Source organism: Streptomyces sp. Pv4-95, assembly GCF_045782725.1.
Lineage (GTDB): Bacteria > Actinomycetota > Actinomycetes > Streptomycetales > Streptomycetaceae > Streptomyces.
The window spans coordinates 7,003,169-7,026,154 of record NZ_CP127172.1 but is presented as its reverse complement, the minus strand read 5'-3'; the positions used below and the strand labels follow the sequence as shown (position 1 = coordinate 7,026,154).

Here is a 22,986-nt window from a genome sequence, read left to right as displayed (position 1 = left end):
GTCTCCCTCGATACGCGCCGCATCGAGGAAGGTTCCGCATGAACCCCAACACCCGCTCCAATGACCGCTACGCCCGCTCCGGCGGCTCCCGCTCGGGCGGCTCCGGCGGCTCCCGTTCCGGTGGCGGCTACGCCGGCCGCTCCGGCGGCAGCGGCTCCGGCTCCGGCGGCCGCTTCCGCTCGCAGGGCCCGCGCCGTCCCAAGGCGGCCGCGCCCCAGGGCGAGTTCGCGCTGCCCGTCACCGTCACCCCGCCGCTGCCCGCCGTCGAGACGTTCGCCGAGCTGGACATGCCGGCGCCCCTGCTGTCGACCCTGGCGCGGCTCGGTGTGACCGAGCCGTTCCCGATCCAGGCGGCGACGCTGCCCAACTCCCTCGCCGGCCGCGACGTGCTGGGCCGCGGCCGCACCGGATCGGGCAAGACCCTCGCCTTCGGACTCGCCCTGCTGGCCCGCACCGCCGGGCAGCGCGCCGAGCCCCGCCGGCCGCTCGCGCTGGTCCTGGTGCCCACCCGCGAGCTGGCCCAGCAGGTCACCGACGCCCTCACCCCCTACGCCCAGGCCCTGCACCTGCGGATGGCCACGGTCGTGGGCGGCATGTCCATCGGCCGCCAGGCCGGCGCGCTGCGCGGCGGCGTCGAGGTCGTCGTGGCCACGCCCGGCCGCCTCAAGGACCTCATCGAGCGCCGGGACTGCCACCTGGACGACGTGAAGATCACCGTCCTGGACGAGGCCGACCAGATGGCCGACATGGGCTTCATGCCCCAGGTCACCGAACTGCTCAACCAGGTCCGCGAGGACGGCCAGCGGATGCTGTTCTCCGCCACCCTGGACCGCAACGTCGACAAGCTCGTCCGGCGCTTCCTCAACGACCCCGTCGTGCACTCCGTCGACCCCTCCGCGGGCGCGGTCACCACGATGGAGCACCACATCCTGCACGTCCACGGCGCGGACAAGCACGCCACCACGGTCGAGATCGCGGCCCGTGACGGCCGAGTGATCATGTTCCTGGACACCAAGCACGCCGTGGACCGCCTCACCAAGGACCTGCTCGCCAGCGGTGTCCGTGCCTCCGCGCTGCACGGCGGCAAGTCCCAGCCGCAGCGCAACCGCACCCTGACGCAGTTCAAGACCGGCCATGTGAACGTGCTGGTGGCCACCAACGTCGCGGCCCGTGGCATTCACGTCGACAACCTCGACCTCGTCGTCAACGTCGACCCGCCCACCGACCACAAGGACTACCTGCACCGCGGCGGCCGCACCGCCCGCGCCGGCGAGTCCGGCAGCGTCGTCACCCTCGTCCTGCCCAACCAGCGCCGCGAGATGACCCGCCTGATGACGACCGCCGGCATCACCCCGCAGACCACCCAGGTCCGCTCCGGTGACGCCGAGCTCAACCGCATCACCGGCGCCCAGGCCCCCTCCGGCATCCCCGTCGTCATCGCCGCACCGGTCACCGAGCGCCCCAAGCGCAGCGCCTCCTCCTCGCGGGGCCGGCGCAGCCGTCCCGCACAGGCCCGCCGCGCGGGCGGCGGGGACCGTTCGGCGCCGCGCAGGAACGCCGCCACTTCCTGAGTCCCGGCATGAAGCAGCCCCCGAGAGCCGTGCGTCACGCGCCGGCCTCGGGGGCTGCTTCATGTGCGGGGTCTGGTCACGCCTTGTGTACGGTCTCGCCGCCCACGACGACCCGTTCGGCGACAGTACCGGGGATCTCCTCGGGGGCGATCCGCAGGATGTCGCGGGAGAGCACCACGAAGTCGGCGGCCTTGCCGACCGTCAGTGAACCGCGCTCCTCCTCCAGGAAGTTGGCGTAGGCGGAGCCCATCGTGTAGGCGTGCACGGCGGTCTCGACGTCGACCGTCTCCTCCGGCTGCCAGGCCGCGCCCCCGTCGAGAGAGCGCCTGGTCACCGCCGTGTAGATGCCCACCATGGGGTCCATCTCGGCCACGTTCCAGTCACTGGAGAAGGCGAGCACCGCTCCGGCGTCGTGCAGACTGCGCATCGGCCAGGCCTTGTGCCAGCGGTCGGGGCCGACGTTCTCCGCCCAGTCCTTCCCGGGTCCGGCGATCTCCGGTGCGCAGTGCCGGGGCTGCATGCAGGCCACCACGCCCAGCTCGGCGAAGCGTGGGGTGTCGCGCGGGTCGAGGCATTCCACGTGCACCACCTGGTGGCGGGCGTCGCGCGGGCCGTTGCGCGTGCGGGCCTGCTCGACGGCGTCGAGGACGGTACGGATACCGCGGTCGCCGGTGGCGTGCACGAAGCACTGGAAGCCGCGGGCGTCGAGTGCGGTGAGCAGCTCACCGAAGTCGGCCGCGGGGTAGAACGTCTCCCCGCGGTGGTGGCGGCAGCCCGCGTAGGGCTCCAGCAGGGCGGCGGTGCGCGGTTCCACGACGTCGTCGATGTAGAGCTTCAGCGGCCCGACCCGCAGCCGGTCGTCGTCGTAGCGCCGGGCGGCCGCCGCGAAGTCGTCGAGATCTGCCTCGGTGGTGCCGCGCGGGTGGAAGAGCGCCGCGACGATCCGGGACCTGAGCCGGCCCTCGGCGCGGGCGCGGTCGAAGAGTGCGAGGTCGTCGAGGGAGTTCTGCGGTTCGACGACGGTGGTGATGCCGAAGCGGATGGCGTCGTCGAGGCTCTTGGCGAGGCGTCCGTACTGGCGGTCGGTGGAGGCCCACGGTACGCCGAGCGCCCGCAGGGTGCGGTGGCCGTCCCGGGAGAGGCCCTTGACCGCGAAGTCCTTGATGAATCCGGTGGGTTCGCCGGTCGCCGGGTCGGTCTCGGCCTCGCCGAACGGCAGGCTCGTGTGGTCCCGGTCGATACCCAGGCGGCGCAGGGCCGCGGTGTTGAGCCAGGCGGTGTGCACGTCGTAGCTCAGGACGAAGGCGGGGGTGTCGCCGGTGGCCGGGTCGAGGTCCGCGGCGGTGGGCATGCGGCCGCCGGGGATCGCCGAGTAGTCGAACGCCTCCCCCTCGATCCACTCGGCGTCGGGGTGGGCGTCGTGCCAGCTGCGAAGGCGCTGGTGGATCACGTCGAGGCTGCGGGCGCCCGCGAGTTGGACGCAGGCGTCGTCGGAGCCGAGCCGGACGTGGTTGTGGGCGTCGACGAAACCGGGGAGCACCAGCCGGCCGCCCGCGTCGATCACCTCCGTGTCCGGCCCGGTCCAGCGTGCCGCGTCGGCGTCGGAGCCCAGCCACACGAGGCGTCCTTCGCGTACGGCGAGGGCCTGCGCCTCGGGGAGGTCGGGGTCGACGGTGTGGATCCGGGCGCCGGTGAGGACCAGGTCTGCGGGGCCGGCGGGTGGTGCGGTGCGGGGCATGCGGCGTGAACTCCTGCGCTGGTACGGGGGAAGCAGTGGGGCGGGGGAAACGGTGGGGCGTGGCACGCGGTGGTTCGGGGAGGGCTGCGGGCGGCGGGTCACGCCGCTTCTGTCGGTGGTGCGGCGACGGGCGTGGATTCCCGGCGGGCGAGGAGCATGTGGACGAGCCCGGCGACGACCGCGCCGAGCAGCGTGAGGTCGGCGCCGCCCAGCGGGGCGACCAGGGGGCCGGTCCACAGCTCGGAGTCGCAGGTCAGGGCGGCGAACACCATGCCGGAGAGCAACGCGATCACCCCCGCGGGGCGGAATCCCGCGCGGTACCAGTAGCTCCCTTCGCGCCCGAGATGCAGGGCACTGGTGTCGTAACGGCAGCGGCGCAGCAACATGTCGGCCAGGAAGACGCCGCCCCAGGGGGCGAAGACGATGATCAGCAGGGAGAGGAAGGACAGCAGCGACGCGGTGAAGTCGGCGAGGAAGAGGGCGCCGAGCGAGCCGAGGGCGGTGACGACCGCGCTGATCACGATGGCCTTGGCGCGGGTCCAGGGGATGCCGAGGACCTGGAGGTTCAGACTGGAGGAGTAGAGCGTGATGATCGAGTTGGTGACCGAACCGCCCAGGACCAGGGCGAGGAAGACCGGCTGGAACCAGCCCGGCAGCAGCTGCTCGGTGCCGGCGACCGCGTCGGTCATATCGGTACGGGTCGCGGCGGCCACCCCGATGACGCCGAGCGCCACGGAGGAGAGGAAGCCGCCCAGCGCGCCGCTCCAGGTGATGGCGCGCAGCGAGGTCGTCCGCGGCAGGTAGCGGGTGTAGTCGGCGGGCATCGGCAGGTACGAGAACGGGCCCGCCAGCATCACGACGAACGCCAGGCTCCAGCCGGCCGCCCCGGGTCCTGACCCGGGCGCGGCGGTCTCGGCACCGGGGACGACGAAGGCCAGGAGCGCGGCGAAGCCGGCGGCGAGGACGTACGCCATCCAGCGCTCGGCGAACTGGACGGTCGCATGGCCCCACATCGCCACCGCGAAGGTGAGGGCCAGGGTGATCAGCAGGGCCAGTGCGCGGGTGAGGTCGCCGCCGCGCAGCCCCAGGTCGGCGAAGAACGCTTCGAGGGCGAGGGTGCCGACCACCGTGTTGACGATGGTGTAGCCGATGCTGACCACCCAGTTGAGCAGGCCGGCCGGCCAGTTGCCGCGCACGCCGAAGGCGGCGCGGGAGATCACCAGGGTCGCGGTTCCCGTGCGGATGCCGCTCAGGCCCGCGGCGCTGATGGCGAAGAACGCCAGACCGCCGATGACGACGACCGCGGTCGCCTGCCAGAAGGACAGGCCGAAGGCGACGGCGAGGGCACCGTTGATCACGTAGGTGAAGGTGAGGTTGGAGCCGAACCAGAGCCAGAAGAGGTCTTTGGCGCTGCCGTGCCGCTCGTCGTCGGGGATCGGGTCGATGCCGTGCCGTTCGACCCTGAAGACCTCGTCGCCGGCGGGGGCCGTGGGTCCGTCCACGGCGGTGGAGGCCGCCGTGGCCATGTGCTCCGATTCCGTGCCGGTGCCTGTGCCGGTGCCGGTGCTGGTGCCGGTGCTGCCGAATCTGCCGGATTCCGGCTGCTGCTGTGCCATCCGCGTCCCGCCCTTCCGTCCCACCCAGAGATCTTGAATGCTGTTCTAACTTTTAGAACGACATTCAAGATGTGTGACGGCTCCCCCACCCGTCAAGACCTCTGCGCGAATCCGCGGATAGGGTCGGGACGACGCACGGTGAGAGCGGAGGCGGCACGGGTGGCAGGGGCGGTACGACGACGAGACGGGCACCTCACCCAGGAGCGGATCCTGGAAGGCGCCATGGCGGCCATCGCGGAGAAGGGCCTGGCCGCCCTCACCATGTCCGCGCTCGCCGAGCGGCTGGGTACCAGCGGCGGCCACATCCTGTACTACTTCGGCAGCAAGGACCTCCTCCTGCTGGAGGCCCTGCGCTGGAGCGAGGCAGCGCTCACCGGCGAGCGGCGGGACCTGCTGGCCCGCCGGCTCGCCGCGGAGCGCAAACTCGATCTGTTCCTGCAGCTCTACCTGCCGCGCGGGCCCCGCGACGCGCGCTGGATGCTCTGGATCGAGCTGTGGGCCCGTACACCGTCGAACGAGTCGCTGCACCAGGCCCAGGAGGAGATGGACCAGGGCTGGCAGGACGACCTGGAGACCCTGCTCGCGAAGGGCGTGGACCGGGGCAGGTTCGCGCCGATGGACGTGCCGGCACGCGCGGGCGAACTCCTCGCGCTGCTGGACGGGTTGAGCACCCGGGTGGTGCTGGGCCAGCGGGGCACCGACCGCCGGCAGGCGCTGACCGTGGCACGCTCGGCGGCGGAACGGCTGATCGCGCGGACCGACGGCTGAGGCCGGCCCGCGCCCGGTCAGGCGGTCACACGTCCGCCCCGCGTCCAGCCGCTCGCCCGGTCACTCGTACATCACGTACTCCGGCTGCGGCTTGAGCGCCAGGACCTCCTTGGGCGTCATCAGGCGGCTACTCTCGGCGTCCTCGTCGTAGAAGAGCTTGAAGCCGGTGTGCAGGCCGTCGGGCATATCGCTGACGAGCTGCCGCCAGGTGCCGCGCTTCAGCCCCGGGGAGCCGATGCCGTCCGCGCTCTTTATCAGCGCGACGCCGGGCTGCGGCCGCAGGGCGGATTCCTCACGCACCACGGACTTGGCGACCTGGTGGAAGACGAGGGGCTTCTGCGGCAGATCGTGCTCGTGGACCAGGTCGGACAGGTAGTGGGCGATCTCGGTCAGCTCATGGCCACTGGTGTGGCCGTAGGTGTCGCCGGGCACCTCGCCGGGGCCCATCTCCCACTCCGGGTCGAGCGCGACGCCGACGTCCGGGTGGACCAGCCACTCACGCAACGCCTTGACCTCGTCGAGCATCGCCGCACGGCCCGGCTGGATGTTCAGCAGCAGCAGACCGCGGTGCTCGCGGGCCAGCTTGTGGAAGCGGCGAACGGTCGCGTCGGGCGTGCGCGAGCGGTAGGTGCCGTCCGGGCCCGCCGCGGAATTCGCCACCACCGCGAGGAGTTCGAAGACGGGCAGCGGCTCGCGCTCCTCGGCGTAGGAGCCCGCCACCTTCTCGATCTCGGCGGCCCGCTTGTCGGGGTCACCGGTGCCGAGCCGGCCGAGGGCCGCGGCACCGGGCAGGCCACAGAACCCCACGAGACGGTACCGAGGAAACAACTCCCGTCCACCACGCGGAAGTTCGGGACGCCGCTTCGTCGGGCGCGGCGACGGACTGCCGCTCGCCGACGGGGTGTGGCTCCGCCCTCGGGGCGGCGACGCGCCGGGGGCCGGGTCGGCACGCTCGGACGGCTTGGCGCATCCGGCGAACAGGCCGAGGCCCGCCGCCGCCGTGACCGCGAGCACGCTCCGCCGTCGCGCCCCCGCAGGCACCGCCGCACGGCCACCATGCCCGTCGGCCCCACCGGTCAGCCCTCGCACCTCGTCAGCCACGTCGCCTCCGTCCGTTGCCTTCCCTGCTGCTCAACCCCCGTCCACTGCGCTTCTCCCGGTCACACGGCCCAAAACCCGTGCGACGCGCGAAACACCGCGATCAAGCCAGGCATCCGGGAAGCGGGCGAGGAGCTGACGGGGTTCAACCAGCGCGTCACCGGGCATCCGCGCGTCGGCGGTGCGCGAGTAGCGAGTAGCGAGTAGCGAGGAACGGGGCGCGAGGAGCCGGGCGACGGGGCGCAGCGCGCGGGCCGGGCCCGGCGGCACGGTCCAGGACCTAGGACGCGACCGCCGCCAGGACCACGAGCACGAGGAGGATCACCAGGGTCTCCCAGCGCATGGCCCTGCACAGCAGGGACAGTTGGTCCGTGCCGGAGGGCCCGCCGTGCCGCAGAGGGCCGCCGGAAGACTCCCCGCTGTCGCTGTCGCCGCTGCCGTTGTCGCCGCTGCCGCTCACGTCGTGGTCCCGCCCTCTCGCACTCGGTACGTCTTCCCCCTACCCAACACTCCTCCTCGCGGGGCGCCCGATCCGCCCCGGGGCATGCCCGAATGGTGCTCAGCGATGACCGCTTGCCGACCGAACCGGGTGTCGAACCGGCCCCCTCCAGCCGGTCGTAGCGTTCCGACGGGCCCCCGACCTGCCGGGTTGCGGTGGCGTGCACGAGGGCGGCGAACTCCGGGCCGCCCGTGTGCTGCCTGCGGATGACCGAAGCCGCTCCGTTCGATCTTCAGGTACGCCCCGCTGTGCCATTCTCGTGCCCGGTCGTCCCAACTCCCCCGCTGGAACGGCCCGGTGCGCCCCGCTCACCCCCCGTTGGCCGGGAGCGGGGCGCACCGTCGCTCGGTGCGTCCGCCGGCCGGCCGGGCGCGGCAGCTCGGGCAGCGCCGCTCCGAGACGGACCCGAGGTGCGGAACCACGCGGCGAGATCCCGCCCGGCGCGGGGCAAGAGCCGGACCGACACGACGAAGGAACCCCCACATGGCCGCTCCCCCTCCCCCGTTGACTCCCGCACAGCGCGCCAGGGCCTTGCGGAGGGCTGCCGAGGTCCGTCGCGAGCGCAGCGAGATGCTGGCCAACCTGGCAGCCGGCCGCATCACGCTGCGGGACGTACTGGAGCGCAAGGACGACATGGTCGGCAGGACGCCGGTGCGGCGGCTGCTGGAATGCCGGCCCGGTGTCGGCAAGGCCCTGGCCACGCGCTACCTCGACGAACTCGGCATCGCCGGGAGCCGGCGCGTGAAGGGGCTGGGGCCCCGCCAGCGCGCCCGACTGCTGGAGCTCTTCCCGCCCAACGGCCCCGACCGCGCCGAATCCGCGCCCTGAGGACGCGGCGGGTGGGACAACCCACCGAGCCGTGGGCGCGTGATGACGCTCCGAGCCGTGGCGGCAGGGCCCCGGTCGCGCCGCCACAGCTCACCGTGCGGCGGCCCGTCGCACCCGTATCGGGGAGGGAGACCGTCCGGTCTCCCTCCCCGATATCTCCGGTCGCACCCGGAGGCTGCGCAGGTCGTGGCCTATCGGGCCCGCGTCTCTCTGCTTCCGGTGCACAGCGCCCAGATGATGAAGGCGTTCACGGCGATGAGCGCCACGGCCCAGAACGGGTAGTACGGGGCCCAGAGGAAGTTCGCGATCATTCCCAGCCCCGCGAGGGCGACACCGACGACCCGGGCCCAGAAGGCCCCGGTGAAGAGTGCGACGCCGGCCATTGCGATCACGATGCCGAGAATGAGGTGCACCCAGCCCCAGCCCGTCACGTTGAACGCGAAGGTGTAGTCGTTCGTCGCGACGAAGACATTGTCCTTGGCTATGGCGGAGACGCCCTCCAGGATCGCCATGGCCCCACCGAAGATCATCAGGGTGCCGGCGAAGGCGGTCCAGCCGGAAATCGTGGTACTCGAGGAACGGCGGGCGGCACCTGTGTGCCCGTGCCCGGTTCCGACATGAGTGACCATGTCTAGCTCCTTCGATGCGGATGCCGCGTCACTGACCTGCGCGCTTTCGTCAGCAACCTTGGACTCACTGTGACACCGGCGCGCGCCGCCGTCCTTGGGTCGTTCGGCCCTGGGAACGGTCCGTTCGGCACCTGGAGCGGTCGCGGCGCGCCGGTGCGGCGACCGGCGCGCGCCCGATGGGCGCGCGCCGACGTTTCCGCTGGTCAGCGCGGCATCCCGGATCCGCCGTACCGCGTTCCTTTCCGTGGCGGCGCGGCTCCGTGGCACCCCCGGGGGCAGGGGCCCGCAGGTCGCCCTACGGCGACGTGCGGGGCCCTCCGGGGCGGCGGGCGGTCAGCCCCCGGTCGGAGCCCGGCGCGGCGGCGGGTGTGAGCCGCAGTGCCAAGTTCTCGGGGCCGCGGGTGAAGACCCCGGCCTCCGCGGGCGCGGTGCCGCTCGCGAAGTCCATGGTGGGGAAGGCGTCGAGCAACTGGTTGATGCCGACCTCCACCTCGGCCCTGGCGAGGAGCGCGCCGACGCAGAAGTGCCGGCCCAGGGCGAAGGCAAGGTGGTCGGCCGCAGCGCTGAAGGCGTTGGCCGCGGTGAGGTCGGTGCGGAAGATGTCGAACTCGTCGGGCCTGGCGTAGCGCCGCTCGTCGCGGTTGGCGGCGCCGATGAGGCAGGTGACGGTGGAGCCCGCCGGGACGGTCCCGCCGCTGACGGTGACGTCCTCGGCGGGCTGCCGCATGATCATCTGCACCGGCGGGGTGTACCGCAGCGTCTCGGCGAAGGCCACCGGCACCAGAGTGCGGTCGGCCCGTACCGCGGCGAACTGATCGGGGTGGCTCAGCAGGTTGCGGAAGGTGCCGGCGATGGCCTTGTCCGTGGTCTCGCCGCCCGCGGCGAGCAGCAGGCTGACGAACGAGGTGATGTCCTGGTCGCTCATGCGGGTGCCGTCGATCTCGGCGGCGCACAGCACGGACAGCAGGTCGTCCCCGGGTGCGGCGCGCCGCTCGCGCAGGACCGGGCGCAGATACGCGGCCAGCTCCTCTCCGGCGCGCCGGCCGGCGGCCGCGACGGCGGGGTCCTGCGCGAGGTTCGCCAGGAACCCGACGACCGCGACGTACCAGCCGTGGAAGCGGTCGTGGTCGGCCCGGTCCAGGCCGAGCATGTCGACGATGACGTTGACCGGGAAGCGGGTGGCGAACTGCGCGACGAGATCGGCCTCCTCGGCGTCCCGGAAGGCATCGATCAGTTCGCGCGCGTTGCGCTCGATCACCGGCAGGAAACGCTCCTGCAGCTCCCGGCCCCGGAACGCCGGCGCCACCAGGGCGCGGCGAGCGGAGTGTTCGCGCCCGCTCATCTGCGGGAGGGTCCGGCCGCCGTGTGCCGGTTCGAGCTGCCAGGCGTAGTTGTCGGTGGTGAACACCGCTTCACGGAAGGCTCGTTGGACGTCCTCGTAGCGGGAGAGGAGATAGCTGTCGGTTCCCTTGTCGTGTAAGAGCGGGTAGTACTCCCGCAGTACGCGGTACGCCGGGTAGGGGTCCGCCGCGAACTCCGCGGAGAGGATGTCTGGCGGCTGCGGAAGAGTGGTCACGGCATGTCCTCCTCTTCCCCGTACGGACCCCGGGCCCGCTCGGGAACCGTCGGGAAGCGTCTCGGGGTCCGGTCGGGAGCTGTTCGTGAGCGGGAGTCCGATCGCGCGGGTGGCGCGATCGAGGCGGGTGTCGGGTGGGCCCGCGTCGGCCAATAGGGCTTCCGGCACGGCCTGTTGGCCGTCGGCAGCCGATGGCTGACGCCTGCTTCGGGCACGTGCCGGCTGACGATGCACCTCGAAGTTAGGGCATGGGCAGGGGCTGGTCCAGAGCGCCTGCGGCCCACCGATTCCGGCCACCGGCTCCGCCGACCGGCGGCGTCCGTCCAGGGCGTTCGCGGCCGTCTCCCCGGACGGAAGAACCGGTGGCTCCTGTGTCTCCCTGCCACTCCCGACGTGGGCCCCCGTCTACCACTCGGCCAGGGAGCCGTCGTCCCGCCGCCACACCGGGTTCCGCCAGCGGTGGCCGGTCCGCGCGGCCGCCTCCACGGCCTTCTCGTCGATCTCGATGCCCAGTCCGGGGCCGGTCGGCAGGGCCACATGCCCGTCCTCGTAGCGGAAGACGGACCGATCGACGAGGTAGTCGAGCAGATCGGACCCCTTGTTGTAGTGGATGCCCAGGCTCTGCTCCTGGATCAGGAGGTTCGGCGTCGCGAAGCCCACCTGGAGTGAGGCGGCGAGCGCGATCGGCCCCAGCGGGCAGTGCGGCGCGAGCGCGACGTCGTACGCCTCGGCCATGGCGGCGATGCGCCGCACCTCGGAGATGCCACCCGCGTGGGACAGATCGGGCTGTGCGACGGCGATGCCCTGCTGGAGCACCCGCTTGAAGTCCCAGCGGGAGTAGAGCCGTTCACCGGTCGCGATCGGGATGCCGGTGCAGCGCACGATCTCGCCGAGGTGATCGCTCATCTCGGGGACCAGCGGTTCCTCGACGAAGAACGGCAGATACGGCTCCAGCAGCGGAAGTACCCGCCTGGCCATCGCGCTGCTGAGCCTGCCGTGGAAGTCCACCGCGATGTCGAAGCGGTCCCCGACCGCCTCGCGGACACTCGCCACCCGGTCCACGATGCCGCGGACGGCCTCCGGGGTGTCGATCGGGCGCAGCTGGGCCGAGGCGTTCATCTTGATCGCCGTGAACCCCTGCTCCTTGCGGTCGAGGGCCGCTTCGGCGACCTCGTCCGGACGGTCCCCGCCGATCCAGCTGTAGACGCGGACCCGGTCGCGGACGTTGCCGCCCAGCAGCTGCCATACGGGCACGCCCAGGGCCTTGCCGGCGATGTCCCACAGCGCCTGGTCGATGCCCGCGACCGCGCTGGAGAGCACCGGGCCGCCGCGGTAGAACCCGCCCTTGGTGAGCACCTGCCAGTGGTCCTCGATGCGCATCGGGTCCTTGCCGACGAGATGGTCGGCGAGTTCGTCCACCGCCGCGGCGACGGTGTGCGCCCTCCCCTCGACCACGGGCTCGCCCCAGCCGGTGATCCCCTCGTCGGTGTCGACGCGCAGAAAGCACCAGCGGGGGGCGACCAGGTAGGTGCACAGTGACGTGATCTTCACTCGGACTCCTTCTTCACGGGCCTGCCGCTTCTTCACGGGCCCGCCGCGGTCCGCGGCAGGGTTCGCTGCGGTGATGTATGTGGCGTCGTCCGAGGCCGGAAACGCGACGGAGGCCGCATTCCGGAGGAGGAAGGATGCGAGGACCCGGCAGCCGGCTGCTCATGGCGATCGCGCGCACACTCGCAGGACGAAGTGTGGTGTCCCACCACATGTGCCGGTGACCAGGGCATTCCTACGGTGTGGCGACACGTGTACCGTCCCCGACCCGACCCGCACCCGGAAGTGGTGACCATGGCTGCCTCGGCATCCGCTCCCCCAGCCCCCGCCTCGCTCAAGCGCGTCGTCGCCGCGAGCCTCATCGGCACGACCGTCGAGTGGTACGACTTCTTCCTCTACGGATCCGCCGCCGCCCTCGTCTTCAACAAGCTGTTCTTTCCCGGGTCCGATCCGCTGGTCGGCACGCTGCTGTCCTTCCTGACCTACGCCGTCGGCTTCGCCGCGCGGCCCGTCGGCGCCCTGGTCTTCGGACATTTCGGCGACCGGCTCGGCCGCAAGAAGCTGCTGGTGCTGAGCCTGCTGATGATGGGCGGCGCGACCTTCGCGATAGGGCTGCTGCCGACACATGCCACGATCGGCTCGGCGGCGCCGGTGCTGCTGACGGTGCTGCGGCTCGTGCAGGGGTTCGCGCTGGGCGGCGAGTGGGGCGGCGCGGTGCTGCTGGTATCCGAGCACGGCGATGCCGGGCGGCGCGGCTTCTGGGCGTCCTGGCCGCAGACCGGTGCCCCCGCCGGCCAGTTGCTGGCCACCGGCGTGCTGTCGGCGCTGACGGCGCTGCTGTCGGACGGACAGTTCCTCTCCTGGGGCTGGCGGGTGCCGTTCCTGCTCTCCGGCGTGCTGGTGATCGTCGGACTGTGGATCCGGCTTTCGGTCGATGAATCGCCGGTGTTCCGGGCGGCGTTGGCGAGCGCGGAGGCCCGGCGGGCGGAGGGCGGCACGGTGGAGAAGATGCCGCTGGTCGCGGTCCTGAAGTACCACTGGCGCGATGTGCTGGTCGCGATGGGCGCCCGGATGGCGGAGAACATCTCGTACTACGTCATCACGGCCTTCGTGCTGGTCTACGCGACCTCCCACACCGGACTGTCCCAACAGACCGCGCTGAACGCCGTGTTGATCGCCTCCGCCCTGCACTTCGCGGTCATTCCCGCCTGGGGCGCCCTGTCGGACCGCGTCGGGCGGCGCCCGGTGTATCTGCTGGGCGCGGCCGGGGTCGCGGTGTGGGCGTTCCCGTTCTTCGCGCTGGTGGACTCCGCCGACTTCGGGCTGCTGCTGCTCGCGGTGAGCGTGGGGCTGGTCTTCCACGGCGCGATGTACGCGCCGCAGGCGGCGTTCTTCGCGGAGATGTTCGCGACCCGGATGCGGTACTCGGGTGCGTCGATCGGCGCCCAGTTCTCCTCGGTCGCGGCCGGCGCGCCCGCCCCGCTCATCGCGACGGCGCTGCTCGCCGACTTCGACAGCCCGACACCGATCGCCCTGTACGTCATCGCGGCGGCGGTGCTCACGCTGCTCGCGGTGGGGGTGGCGAAGGAGACCCGCAGCCGGGATCTCGGGGCGGTCGAAGCCCGCGGGGCGGGGGAGTCGGCGGGGGTGGCGAAAACCGTCGCGAAGTGACGGCTGCCTTCAGGGGCCCGTCGCGAGAACGACACGAAGCGCCGCGTATCCCGGCGGGCCCGTAGGGGCGGGCCGGGATACGCGGCGTCCGTGCGACGGGGCGCAGTGGGCCGGGCCGGGCTCCGCGCGAGCGGGGCGGCGGGCCGCGGCGCCCTGGCGTCAGGAGTTGTCGCGGTCCTTCAGCGAGTCCTTCATGCCGGCGGCCTTGTCCTTCGCCTTGGACATGGCTTCCTTGGCCTTGCCCTTGGCCTGGTCGGTGCGGCCCTCGCTCGCCATCCGATCGTCGCCGCTCATCTTGCCGGTGGCCTCCTTGGCCTTGCCCTTCATCTTGTCCATGTTGCCGTCGTCACCCATGGCGAACTCCTTTGTTCGGCGGGGAAGGGTGGGAAGTTCCGGCACCACGCTGCCGCAGGTCGGTGCGGTTCGCACCCGGAGGGGGCCATCGGTACGCACCCCCGGCGCGCCGTACGCCGGATGGCGCCCTCACCCCTCCGGATGCCGCGCGACGGCGGACGAGAGCTGGTGCAGCCGCAGGGCCAGCTGGATCTCCAGCGCGCGGGCGGGCGACTGCCAGTCGGGGCCGAGCAGACGGCCTATCCGCTCCAGGCGCTGGGCGACGGTGTTCACATGGACGTGCAAGGCGTCCTTGGTGCGGGCCGGGCTCATCCCGCCGGCGAAGTAGGCGCCGAGGGTGCGCAGCAGGTCCGTGCCACGGCGTTCGTCGTAGTCCGCCACCTCGCCGAGAGTGCGGTGCACGAAACCGTCCACGTCGCGGGTGTCGGCGAGCAGCAGGCCGAGGAACCCGAAGTCGGCGGCGGCCGCGCCCTCGCCGTCCCGGCCCAGCACGCGCAGCGCCTCCCGGCAGCGCCTGGCTTCCGCGTACGCGTCCGCGACCGCCGCGGGCCTGGCCGCCGGGGCCGGGACGGGCTCCGACGCGCCGACCGAGACGGGGACGTGCAGGGCGGCGCCGAGCCGCCCGGCGACCTCGCGGGCGGCCCGCGCCGGGTCGCCGTCGTCGTCCAGCGGCAGCAGCAGCACGGCGCCGCCATCCCGTACGGCGGCGAGCCCGTGCCGGGTGGCGGCGAGATGCGAGGCCGCCGACCACAGCCGTTGCCGGTCGGCGCCGCCGGGGTGGGCCGCCGCTTCGTATCCGTACGGCTCGGCGGACGGATCGGCGGCGATCCGCTGTTCGGCGGCGAGCGGCGGTGGGGCCGGGGCGCCGGCCGGGGGCTCGCCCGGCTCGTGCGGGCGGATTCCGTGCGGTGTGCGCGGCGAAGGGCAGGAGTGACCGGCGCCGACCGGGCCTGCTGTGGCCCCCGAGGGCGCAGCGGCGGGTGAGCCGGGCCTGCCGCCGTCCTGCGGAGTGGTTTCGTACGTCTCGATGCGCGCCGCGAGGACGACGTGCGGCGCGTCGAGGTTCGCGCCCACCCTGGCGGCGCGCTCCCGCAGCAGGCGCGGGTCGCGGTCGGGCGCGTCGAGGAGATCGTCCAGCAGCTCGCCCCTGACCCGCTGTTCGGCCTCGCCCGCGCTCCGCCGGGCGAGCAGCAGCAGGGACGTCACCATCGCGGCGCGCTCCAGGGTCCGCTGGTCGACGGGGTCCAGTTCCGGGTGGCCGCGCAGGACGAGGGCGCCGAGGACCTCGCCGCCGGCCCACACCGCCGCGACCCAGTCCGCGCCGTCCCGTACGGCGTGGCCGTCGGCGCGGGAGCGGTCCAGCGCCTCTGCGGGTGCGCGCTCGGGATCGGTGAACTCGACCTCACCGCGGAGCACTTCGGCGACCGCGGCGGCCACGTCCTGCACTCCGCCACCGCGCAGCACCAGCTCCGTCAGCCGGTCGTGGATGTCGGAGGCCCGCTCGATGACCGCACTGCGGTCGCGGATGATCGCGGTCGCGTCCTCCAGTTCGGTGAGCGTCTTACGGGTCTCGGCGAGCAGGTTGGCGGTGTCGAGGGCGACGGCGGCGTGGGCCGCGTGCGCGGCGAGCAGGGCGATCTGGCCGCGCTCGAAGACCCGTTCGCGCCGGTCGGCGGCGAACAGCACACCGATGACGCCGCTGCCGAGCATCAGCGGCACGCCGAGGATCGCCACCAGGCCCTCGTCCTGGACACCCGAGTCGATGGGGCCGGTGTGCCGGAAGCGTTCATCGTGGAAATAGCTGTCGGTGACGTACGGGCGAGCGGTCTGCGCGACCAGCCCGCCGAGCCCCTCCCCCATGCCGAGCCGCAGCTGCTGGAACCGGGCGGAGACGGAGCCGTCGGTGACACGCATGTACGTGTCACCCGCCGCGGGGTCGTTGAGCGTCAGATAGGCGACCTCGGTGGCCAGGAGGGAGCGGGCCCGGCGCACGATCGCCCGCAGCACCGCGTCGAGGTCGCGCAGCCCCGCGAGGTCGTGGGCGGTCGCGTAGAGCGCGGACAGCTCCGCCTCGCGCCTGCGCCGGCCCTCCATCTCGGTCCGTACCCGCAGCGCCACCAGCTTGGCCCGCTCCAGGGCGGCGAGCCGCTCGGCGGTCGCCCCCTCGGCGCGGGCGCGCAGCACCGCACGCTCGTACTCCTCCGCCGAGGCGCCGGTGGCCAAGAGGCCGAGAAAGGGCGTCTCGGCCGGGTCGTCCGGGGCTGCCGGGACCTCGGCGGGGCGCCCGGACGGCGGGTCGGGCTCGGGCATCGGCTGTTCGGTGGACATGGTCACAGGGATACCTCCGGTCCATCGCGGCGCGCCAGCCTCTGCCGCCCCTTCCGTTCAGCAGGTGCGCCGCGGGCCGTCAGCAGGTGCGCCGCGGCCCGCCCGTGTCCGGACGCTTCCCGAGCCGTGCCGGCCGCCCCGGGCGGGCGTGCGTTCAGTGCGCGGCCCAGCCGCCGTCCAACAGCAGCGAGGTACCCGTGACGAAGGACGCCTGCGGACTGCAGAGGTAGGCGACGGCCTCGGCGACCTCGGCCGGCTCGACCAGCCGCTTGAGGGCCGAGTCGGCGAGCAGGATGTCGGACACCACGCGTTCCTCGGGGATGCCGTGCGCGGCGGCCTGATCGGCGATCTGCCGCTCGACCAGTGGGGTGCGGACATATCCGGGGTTGACGCAGTTGGAGGTCACACCGTGCGGGGCACCTTCCAGCGCGGCGGTCTTGGAGAGGCCCTCCAGGCCGTGCTTGGCGGCGACGTACGCGGACTTGAAGGGGGAGGCACGGATGCCGTGCACGGACGAGATGTTGACGATCCGGCCCCAGCCGCGCTCGTACATGTGCGGCAGCGCTCCGCGCAGCAGCCGGAAGGGCGCCTCCAGCATGACGGTCAGCACCTCGTGGAAGACCTCGGGCGGGAACTCCTCGATCGGGCGGACGAGCTGGATCCCCGCGTTGTTGACCAGCAGATCGCTGCCCGCGGCCGCCCGTTCGGCGGCGTCGAGATCGGCGAGGTCCAGCGGGCGGGGCTCGATGCCGCCGGGGCTGTCTGCGGGGAGGGCGTCCGCGAGGCCGGCGAGCCCCGCGGCGTCGCGGTCCACGGCCCGTACGGTGGCGCCGGCCGCCGCCAGCCGCAGGGCGCAGGCGCGCCCGATGCCACTGGCGGCGCCGGTGACGAGGGCGGTGCGGCCGTCGAGGTCGAGGGATACCTGGCCTGGGGTGCCGATCACGGTCATGACCGCACCCTAGGCAGCCGCCCGTACCTCACCGATGTGCCACCGCCCCATACTTCGTGAGCCGGGGGTGGCGTCCGCGCACCCCTGCCGCGAGGGGTGGGGCGTCGGCCGGTGTCCGCCCCCTGTGCCCGGCCGCCGCATCTTCTCGGCGCCACTCGTGTCCCTCGGTCACCCGATCGGCCGTCCCGGATCGCCGAGCACCCCGCGGCCTCCTAGCGTCAGACGACGCAGCGCGCCGCCTGCGACCGCCGCCACGAGGGAGTTCGATCATGCGTAGGCTCCTCGCCGTGCCGACCGTACTGCTCGCCCTCGCCGCCGCCGGATGCGGGGCCGGTGACGACGCGGACGCCACGGCCTCCGCCACGACCTCGTCGGGCCCGGGCACCGGCCCCGACGGGGGCGACCCTCCGGACCCGGGTGGCTCGCCGAACCCCGACACGTCCACCGTCCCCGGGCAGCCGGTCAGCTGCGGGGAGATCCCCGACGCGCTGGGCAAGGCACGGAACGTCGCCCTGTTCGCGGACCCCGGTGCCGCGGGCACGGTGGGCTGCGAGGAGGCCCACGACGTGATGGCCGAGTTCTTTCTGCGGGCGCCGCAGGCAGGCGGCGGCAGCGAGGGGACGCTGGCCGTGCGGGGCTGGTTCTGCCAGTACGAGAGCGGACCCACCGGCACCTGGGTCACCAGCTGCCGCAAGGACACCCTGGAGATGCACACCGAGGAGCCGACCGGCCAGCCGCCGGCGCCCGACCCGACGGAGGAACCCGGGGAGCCCGGGGAGAGCCCGGACGAGTCCCAGCTGCCGCCGATCCCGGAGGACCCCGGCGATCCGCTGGACGAGCCGTCGAACGAGGAGCTGTAGCGGCGAGCGGGTCCTAGGCGTCCGCTTCCGACATGCCCCGGAACCACGTCGGCCCGGCCTCCACCGCCCGCTTGATGCGGATCAGCGCGTAGTCCTCCAGCGCCGGCAGAGCGTCCAGGTCGAACCAGCCCACTTCCAGCGACTCGTCGTCGTTGACCACGGCCTCGCCGCCGGTCGCGCGGCAGCGCAGCGTGACGTCCATGAACTGGCAGACGTCCCCGTTGGGGTAACGCGTCGGCGGCATGGTCTCCACGAGGACGACCCGCTCGGGGACGACCCGTACCGCGGTCTCCTCGTACACCTCGCGCACCGCGGTCTCGGCCGGCTGCTCCCCGGGCTCGGGGATGCCGCCGATCACCGACCAGCCACCGGTGTCCACCCGCTTGCCCAGGAGGACCCGGCCCTCGTCGTCGAAGACGACCGCACTGACCCCGGGCAGCCACAGCAGCTGCCGGCCGACGGACGTGCGGAGGTCACGGATGAATTCGGGTGTTGCCATGTGTTGAACCCTAAAGGAAGACCCCACCGTTTCCGCGACGCGTCGGGGGAGGGCCCGCTCCGGCGTTCAGGCGCCTGCCGGGGTGCCGTTGCGGCGCACGCTGAGCCGGCCGCGGATGTAGCGGACGGCGGCCTCGGCGTTGTCGACGGTGACGGTGAAGGTGTGGCCGTCGTGGAGTTCGAGCACCAGGGCCTCACCGCGGCGGACGACGACGGCGGTGCCCTGCTCGGGGCGCCAGCGGTAGCCCCAGCCGCCCCAGTGCCGCGGGGTGACCTGCGGCGCGTAGACGGCGCCGACGACGTCGTCCAGCGGGATGCGGCGACGCGGTACCCCTATATGGCCGCAGCGGACTTCCAGGGCGTCCTCGTCGACGCGTACCGCTACATGGACGAAGGCGATCGTGCCGAAGAGCACCAGCAGGCCGGCCGCGACGCAGCCGACGACGGACATCACCAGGGGCGCGAGGCTCGACGTCCAGGAGCTGTCGACGGCGAGTTCGACGCCGAGGGCCATGCAGGCCGCGCCGATACCGGCGAGCAGCCACTGCACGCGGTTGGTGGCGCCGCCGTGCCAGACCTCGGGAAGTTCCGCGTGGGCGCCGCCTCCGCCGGGGGGCACGCCGTCGCCTACGGTGCTGTCGTACTGATCGGGGGCTGCTGCCCCCTCCGGGGGGTGGTCCCTCATGGAACGCAGCGTACGCGTCTTTGCACAGCACGGCACCGTGGTGCGCCGTGCCCGCGCGGCCCGGAACCCCGGGGCGCCGACACCCCGTCGGCGTCAGCCGCGCAGGGCCGTCGCGGCCTCGCCCGGACCTGCCGCGGCGCCGCTCTCCGCCAGCAGTCGCCCCTCCGCGTAGGCCAGCGCCGCGGCGGGCATGCCGCCCGGGCGGCCGCTGAGGAGCACGCTCACGCTGCCGGTGGGCGCGGCCGCGGGCGCGGGCTCGGCCCCGATGCGGCGCAGTGCCTGGGCGGCGACGGCCTCCGCGGAACCGTGCAGGACGAGGGCGGGGGCGCCGGGCTGCTGCAGGGCCGCCCGGATGCGTTCGGCGACCAGCTCGTAGTGGGTGCAGCCCAGGACGACGGCCTTGACCTCCCGCGGGGTGAGGTCGGCGGCGGCGGCGACGGCAGCGTCGATCGCCCTGCCGTCCGCCTCCTCCACGGCGTCGGCGAGTCCCGGGCAGGGCACGCCCGTGACGTCCACGCCCTGGGCGAACCGCTCCACGAGGTCCCGCTGGTAGGGGCTTCCGGTGGTGGCCGGTGTCGCCCAGATGGCGACGGGACCGCCGCCGGCCGCCGCGGGCTTGATGGCCGGCACGGTGCCGATGACCGGCACGACGGGCTCCAGCTCGGCGCGGAGCACCGGCAGGGCGTGCACGGAAGCGGTGTTGCAGGCGACGATCAGGGCGTCGGGGTGGTGTGTGGCGGCTGCACGGGCGACCGCCAGCGCACGCGCCGCGACATCGTCGGGGGTGCGCGGGCCCCAGGGCAGGCCGTCGGGGTCGGAGGAGAGGACCAGATCGGCGTCCGGCCGCAGTCGCCGCACGGCGGCGGCCGCCGCGAGCAGCCCGGTCCCGGAGTCCATGAGCGCGATCTTCACGCGGACACTTTACTCAGGACGGCGCCCGACTTGTCATACCGGCCCCGTCAGCCCGGCCCCGGAGCTGGCGCTGTGTGCGGCAGCCGGAGCCCTGCGGAGCACCGCGCACGGTCGCGTGCCGCCCGCTCCGGGACACCCCGTCGATGACCGCCGCGCGGCGGATCCGGTGCGGCAGACTGCGGCCGTGGGAGCGATGGAGTGGATCGGTGCGGGGTCACTGCTGGCCTGGGCGTGGCTGCTGCTGGGACAGGGCTTCTTCTGGCGGACCGACCAGCGGCTCCCGGCGCGCCGGGACCCGGCGCGCTGGCCGTCGGTCGCGGTGGTGGTGCCCGCGCGGGACGAGGCCGAGGTGCTGCCGGACAGCCTGCCCTCGCTGCTGGCACAGAAATACCCGGGACGGGCCGAGGTGTTCCTCGTCGACGACGGCAGTACGGACGGGACGGGCGCGGTGGCCCGCGCGCTGGCGGCGGAACGGGGCGGGCTCCCGCTGACCGTCTGCTCCCCCGGTGAGCCGGAGCCGGGCTGGACGGGCAAGCTGTGGGCCGTACGGCACGGCATCGCGCAGGCGCGCGAGCGGCTCGCGCCGGAGTATCTGCTGCTGACGGACGCGGACATCGCCCACGAACCGGACAGCTTCCGGGAGTTGGTGGCGGCGGCACGGTCGGCGGACCTGGATCTGGTCTCACAGATGGCCCGGCTGCGGGTCGTGACGTTCTGGGAGCGCCTGATCGTGCCGGCCTTCGTGTACTTCTTCGGGCAGCTCTACCCCTTCCGATGGGTCAACCGCCCCGGGGCACGGACCGCCGCGGCCGCGGGCGGCTGTGTGCTGCTGCGGCGGGAGGCGGCGGAGCGCGCGGGCATCCCGGAGACGATCCGGCACGCGGTGATCGACGATGTGACGCTGGCCCGCGCGGTCCAGCGCTCCGGGGGCACGATCTGGCTGGGACTCGCGGACCGGGTGACGAGCGTGCGGCCGTATCCCCGGCTCGCCGAGCTGTGGCGGATGGTCGCGCGCAGCGCCTACGCCCAGCTGCTGCACCAGCCGCTGCTCCTGGTGGGGACCGTCGCGGGCCTCGCGCTGGTCTATCTCGCGCCGCCCGCCGTGCTGCTGGCCGGGGCGGCCGCCGGTGAGGCCGCGGCCGCGGCACTGGGCGGCGCGGCCTGGCTCGTGATGTGCGGGACGTTTCTGCCGATGCTGCGCTACTACCGGCAGCCGCCGTGGACCGCGCTGCTGCTGCCGTTCACCGCGCTGCTCTATCTGCTGATGACCATGGACTCGGCCGTGCAGCACTACCGGGGGCGCGGGGCGGCCTGGAAGGGCCGGACGTACGGAGCGCCGTCCTGACCGCGCCCGCGAGGAGCGCGGCCGCGGTGTCCGTCCACGGGCCGCGAAACGGCGTCACTTGCGGGCCGGTGACCAGTCCAGGCCCCACCCGTAGGCCTGGTCGACGGTGCGCTGCGGGCTGATGCCGGGCGGTGGCACGAGGAACCGGGACTCGCGCTGGACGACGAGTTCGCTGCCGGTGTGCGTGATCAGGGCAAGGGCGCAGACGTTGGAGGGGACCGTGCACGCGTCGAGGGCGAAGTCGACGGGGGCGCCGTGCTGCGGCTGGAGGGTGACGGTCGCGTCCAGTCCCTCGAAACTGCGGGCGCCGGCGTAGACGGTGACGAAGATCAGGATGCGCTTGATGCGGGCCTGATGGTCGAGGTTGATGGTGAGGTTCTCGCCCGCCTGGACGGCGCCGGTGCGGTCGTCGCCGTCCAGCTGGATGAACGGCGGGGCCTGCAGCGAGCCGAAGTTGTTGCCGATCGGGTGCACCACGCCGGCGCTGCCGTCGCTGAGTTCGTACAGCGCGCACAGGTCGAGGTCGAGCCCGTCGGACCGGGGCAGCAGCGCGCCGCGGGCACCCATGGCCTCCATCGCCTTGCGGCCGAGCTTCTTGCCGAGGCTCTTGCCGCCCTTGCCGCCGCTCCAGTTGAGGTTCACCCGCATCGCGCCGGAGGTACCGCCCTGCTTCGTCAAGGAGACGGCCGGGGCGTCCTTCGTGAGGGTGACCTTTGTCAGACGAACGGGGGGCGCGGAGGGGGGCGCGGCCTGCTGACCCGGCGGCGGGGGAATTGACGCCGCGGGTTGACCGGTCGGCAACGGGGGCGCGGGGGCCGTGTGCGGTGACGCCATCGGGGGCGCCGGAGGCGCGGGCGCGAACGGCGGGGCGGACGGCGCGGTGCTCGGCGGAGCGGCGGCGAGGGCCCGGTCCGCGGCCGGCTCCTCCTCGACGCTGATGCCGAAGTCGGTGGCCAGGCCGGCGAGCCCGGTGTCGTAACCCTGTCCGACGGCGCGGAACTTCCAGGCGCCCTGGCGCCGGTAGAGCTCGCCGAGGACGAAGGCCGTCTCCGCGGCGGCGTCCTGGCTGTCGAAACGGGCGATCTCGGAGCCGCTCGCCGCGTCCAGCACCCGGATGTACAGCCCGGGGACCGTCCCGAAGGTTCCGCCGTCGCAGGAGGCGGCGAGCACGACCTTCTCGACACCGCCCTCGACGGCCGCCAGGTCGACGGCGAGGCTGTCGGTCATCGCGCCGCCGGCCGGCCGCTTGCCTTCGTGGCGGACCGCACCGGAGGCGTGCACGGCCTGGTTGTAGAACACGAAGTCGGTGTCGTCGCGAACCTTTCCCGACACCAGGAGCAGCGCGGAGGCGTCCACATCCGGAATCCCCGGAGCGGCCTGCCAGCCCAGTTCCACCCGGACCGCCGGGGCCGGAACCGGAACGTTGCTGCCCTTGAGCATCGACATCGCTGCGCCCTCTCTGTCGTTCGCCATGCCCCGTCGGTGGTGGCACCTCCAACCTACTGGGCCGACG

20 protein-coding genes are annotated in these 22,986 nt (G+C 73.2%); 6 read left to right on the top strand and 14 right to left on the bottom strand.

All coding sequences use genetic code 11. The annotated features are described in order from the left end of the window. Nucleotides 1-38 precede the first annotated feature (38 nt). On the top strand, nt 39-1,571 hold the full coding sequence (locus tag QOM21_RS30855) for a DEAD/DEAH box helicase (RefSeq protein WP_407554285.1): 1,533 nt from the start codon (nt 39-41) through the stop codon (nt 1,569-1,571). 76 nt (nt 1,572-1,647) lie between these two features. Here the strand turns inward: QOM21_RS30855 and QOM21_RS30850 are convergent, their stop codons facing one another. Both QOM21_RS30850 and QOM21_RS30845 read right to left on the bottom strand, forming a co-directional pair. Continuing rightward, nucleotides 1,648-3,309: an amidohydrolase gene (locus QOM21_RS30850; protein WP_407554284.1), complete on the bottom strand. Its 1,662-nt coding sequence runs from the start codon at nt 3,307-3,309 to the stop codon at nt 1,648-1,650. A 98-nt stretch (nt 3,310-3,407) separates the two neighbouring features. Next, nucleotides 3,408-4,835 (bottom strand): purine-cytosine permease family protein, encoded by a 1,428-nt coding sequence (locus QOM21_RS30845; protein ID WP_407555926.1) that lies wholly within the window; start codon nt 4,833-4,835, stop codon nt 3,408-3,410. A 249-nt stretch (nt 4,836-5,084) separates the two neighbouring features. On the opposite strand from QOM21_RS30845, the gene QOM21_RS30840 reads away from it, so the two are divergent. Then, nucleotides 5,085-5,693: a TetR/AcrR family transcriptional regulator gene (locus QOM21_RS30840; protein WP_407554283.1), complete on the top strand. Its 609-nt coding sequence runs from the start codon at nt 5,085-5,087 to the stop codon at nt 5,691-5,693. Between the two features lie 60 nt (nt 5,694-5,753). Here QOM21_RS30840 and QOM21_RS30835 read toward each other — a convergent pair whose 3' ends face one another. Both QOM21_RS30835 and QOM21_RS30830 read right to left on the bottom strand, forming a co-directional pair. Beyond that, nucleotides 5,754-6,500 carry a hypothetical protein gene (locus QOM21_RS30835; RefSeq protein ID WP_407554282.1) on the bottom strand — a complete coding sequence of 249 codons (747 nt, stop codon included), beginning with the start codon at nt 6,498-6,500 and terminating at the stop codon, nt 5,754-5,756. A 571-nt stretch (nt 6,501-7,071) separates the two neighbouring features. Beyond that, nucleotides 7,072-7,251 (bottom strand): hypothetical protein, encoded by a 180-nt coding sequence (locus tag QOM21_RS30830; protein WP_407554281.1) that lies wholly within the window; start codon nt 7,249-7,251, stop codon nt 7,072-7,074. 522 nt (nt 7,252-7,773) lie between these two features. Between QOM21_RS30830 and mihF the strand changes: the two genes are divergently transcribed. After that, nucleotides 7,774-8,118: an integration host factor, actinobacterial type gene (gene mihF, locus QOM21_RS30825; RefSeq protein WP_407554280.1), complete on the top strand. Its 345-nt coding sequence runs from the start codon at nt 7,774-7,776 to the stop codon at nt 8,116-8,118. 191 nt (nt 8,119-8,309) lie between these two features. Here the strand turns inward: mihF and QOM21_RS30820 are convergent, their stop codons facing one another. The 3 genes from QOM21_RS30820 to dgoD form a co-directional block, all read right to left on the bottom strand. Continuing rightward, nucleotides 8,310-8,747: a hypothetical protein gene (locus tag QOM21_RS30820; protein WP_407554279.1), complete on the bottom strand. Its 438-nt coding sequence runs from the start codon at nt 8,745-8,747 to the stop codon at nt 8,310-8,312. Between the two features lie 295 nt (nt 8,748-9,042). Continuing rightward, nucleotides 9,043-10,323 carry a cytochrome P450 gene (locus QOM21_RS30815; RefSeq protein WP_407554278.1) on the bottom strand — a complete coding sequence of 427 codons (1,281 nt, stop codon included), beginning with the start codon at nt 10,321-10,323 and terminating at the stop codon, nt 9,043-9,045. A 405-nt stretch (nt 10,324-10,728) separates the two neighbouring features. Beyond that, nucleotides 10,729-11,874: a galactonate dehydratase gene (gene dgoD, locus QOM21_RS30810; protein WP_407554277.1), complete on the bottom strand. Its 1,146-nt coding sequence runs from the start codon at nt 11,872-11,874 to the stop codon at nt 10,729-10,731. 291 nt (nt 11,875-12,165) lie between these two features. Here dgoD and QOM21_RS30805 point away from each other — a divergent pair, with 291 nt between their 5' ends. Continuing rightward, on the top strand, nt 12,166-13,542 hold the full coding sequence (locus QOM21_RS30805) for an MFS transporter (RefSeq protein WP_407554276.1): 1,377 nt from the start codon (nt 12,166-12,168) through the stop codon (nt 13,540-13,542). Nucleotides 13,543-13,701: 159 nt separating this feature from the next. Here the strand turns inward: QOM21_RS30805 and QOM21_RS30800 are convergent, their stop codons facing one another. The 3 genes from QOM21_RS30800 to QOM21_RS30790 form a co-directional block, all read right to left on the bottom strand. Next, nucleotides 13,702-13,896: a CsbD family protein gene (locus tag QOM21_RS30800; protein WP_407554275.1), complete on the bottom strand. Its 195-nt coding sequence runs from the start codon at nt 13,894-13,896 to the stop codon at nt 13,702-13,704. Between the two features lie 129 nt (nt 13,897-14,025). Next, nucleotides 14,026-16,206 carry a helix-turn-helix domain-containing protein gene (locus tag QOM21_RS30795; RefSeq protein ID WP_407555925.1) on the bottom strand — a complete coding sequence of 727 codons (2,181 nt, stop codon included), beginning with the start codon at nt 16,204-16,206 and terminating at the stop codon, nt 14,026-14,028. Between the two features lie 172 nt (nt 16,207-16,378). Beyond that, nucleotides 16,379-17,173, bottom strand: coding sequence for a 3-hydroxybutyrate dehydrogenase (locus tag QOM21_RS30790; RefSeq protein WP_407554274.1), 795 nt, complete (start codon nt 17,171-17,173; stop codon nt 16,379-16,381). Between the two features lie 269 nt (nt 17,174-17,442). Between QOM21_RS30790 and QOM21_RS30785 the strand changes: the two genes are divergently transcribed. Continuing rightward, nucleotides 17,443-18,033 (top strand): hypothetical protein, encoded by a 591-nt coding sequence (locus QOM21_RS30785; protein ID WP_407554273.1) that lies wholly within the window; start codon nt 17,443-17,445, stop codon nt 18,031-18,033. 13 nt (nt 18,034-18,046) lie between these two features. On the opposite strand, the gene QOM21_RS30780 is transcribed toward QOM21_RS30785, so the two are convergent. The 3 genes from QOM21_RS30780 to QOM21_RS30770 form a co-directional block, all read right to left on the bottom strand. Beyond that, complete coding sequence (locus QOM21_RS30780) at nt 18,047-18,532, bottom strand: NUDIX domain-containing protein (protein WP_393896098.1); 486 nt, start codon at nt 18,530-18,532, stop codon at nt 18,047-18,049. 66 nt (nt 18,533-18,598) lie between these two features. Then, a complete protein-coding gene (locus QOM21_RS30775; RefSeq protein WP_407554272.1) occupies nt 18,599-19,216 on the bottom strand; it encodes a hypothetical protein in 618 nt (205 codons plus the stop codon). Nucleotides 19,217-19,309: 93 nt separating this feature from the next. After that, nucleotides 19,310-20,128: a glutamate racemase gene (locus tag QOM21_RS30770; protein ID WP_407554271.1), complete on the bottom strand. Its 819-nt coding sequence runs from the start codon at nt 20,126-20,128 to the stop codon at nt 19,310-19,312. Between the two features lie 193 nt (nt 20,129-20,321). Between QOM21_RS30770 and QOM21_RS30765 the strand changes: the two genes are divergently transcribed. Continuing rightward, nucleotides 20,322-21,473, top strand: a complete 1,152-nt coding sequence (locus QOM21_RS30765; protein ID WP_407555924.1) for a glycosyltransferase — start codon at nt 20,322-20,324, stop codon at nt 21,471-21,473. A 54-nt stretch (nt 21,474-21,527) separates the two neighbouring features. Here QOM21_RS30765 and QOM21_RS30760 read toward each other — a convergent pair whose 3' ends face one another. Next, the gene (locus QOM21_RS30760; protein ID WP_407555922.1) at nt 21,528-22,919 is read right to left on the bottom strand and encodes a TerD family protein; all 1,392 of its coding nucleotides are present in this window, start codon (nt 22,917-22,919) and stop codon (nt 21,528-21,530) included. Between the last annotated feature and the right edge of the window lie 67 nt (nt 22,920-22,986).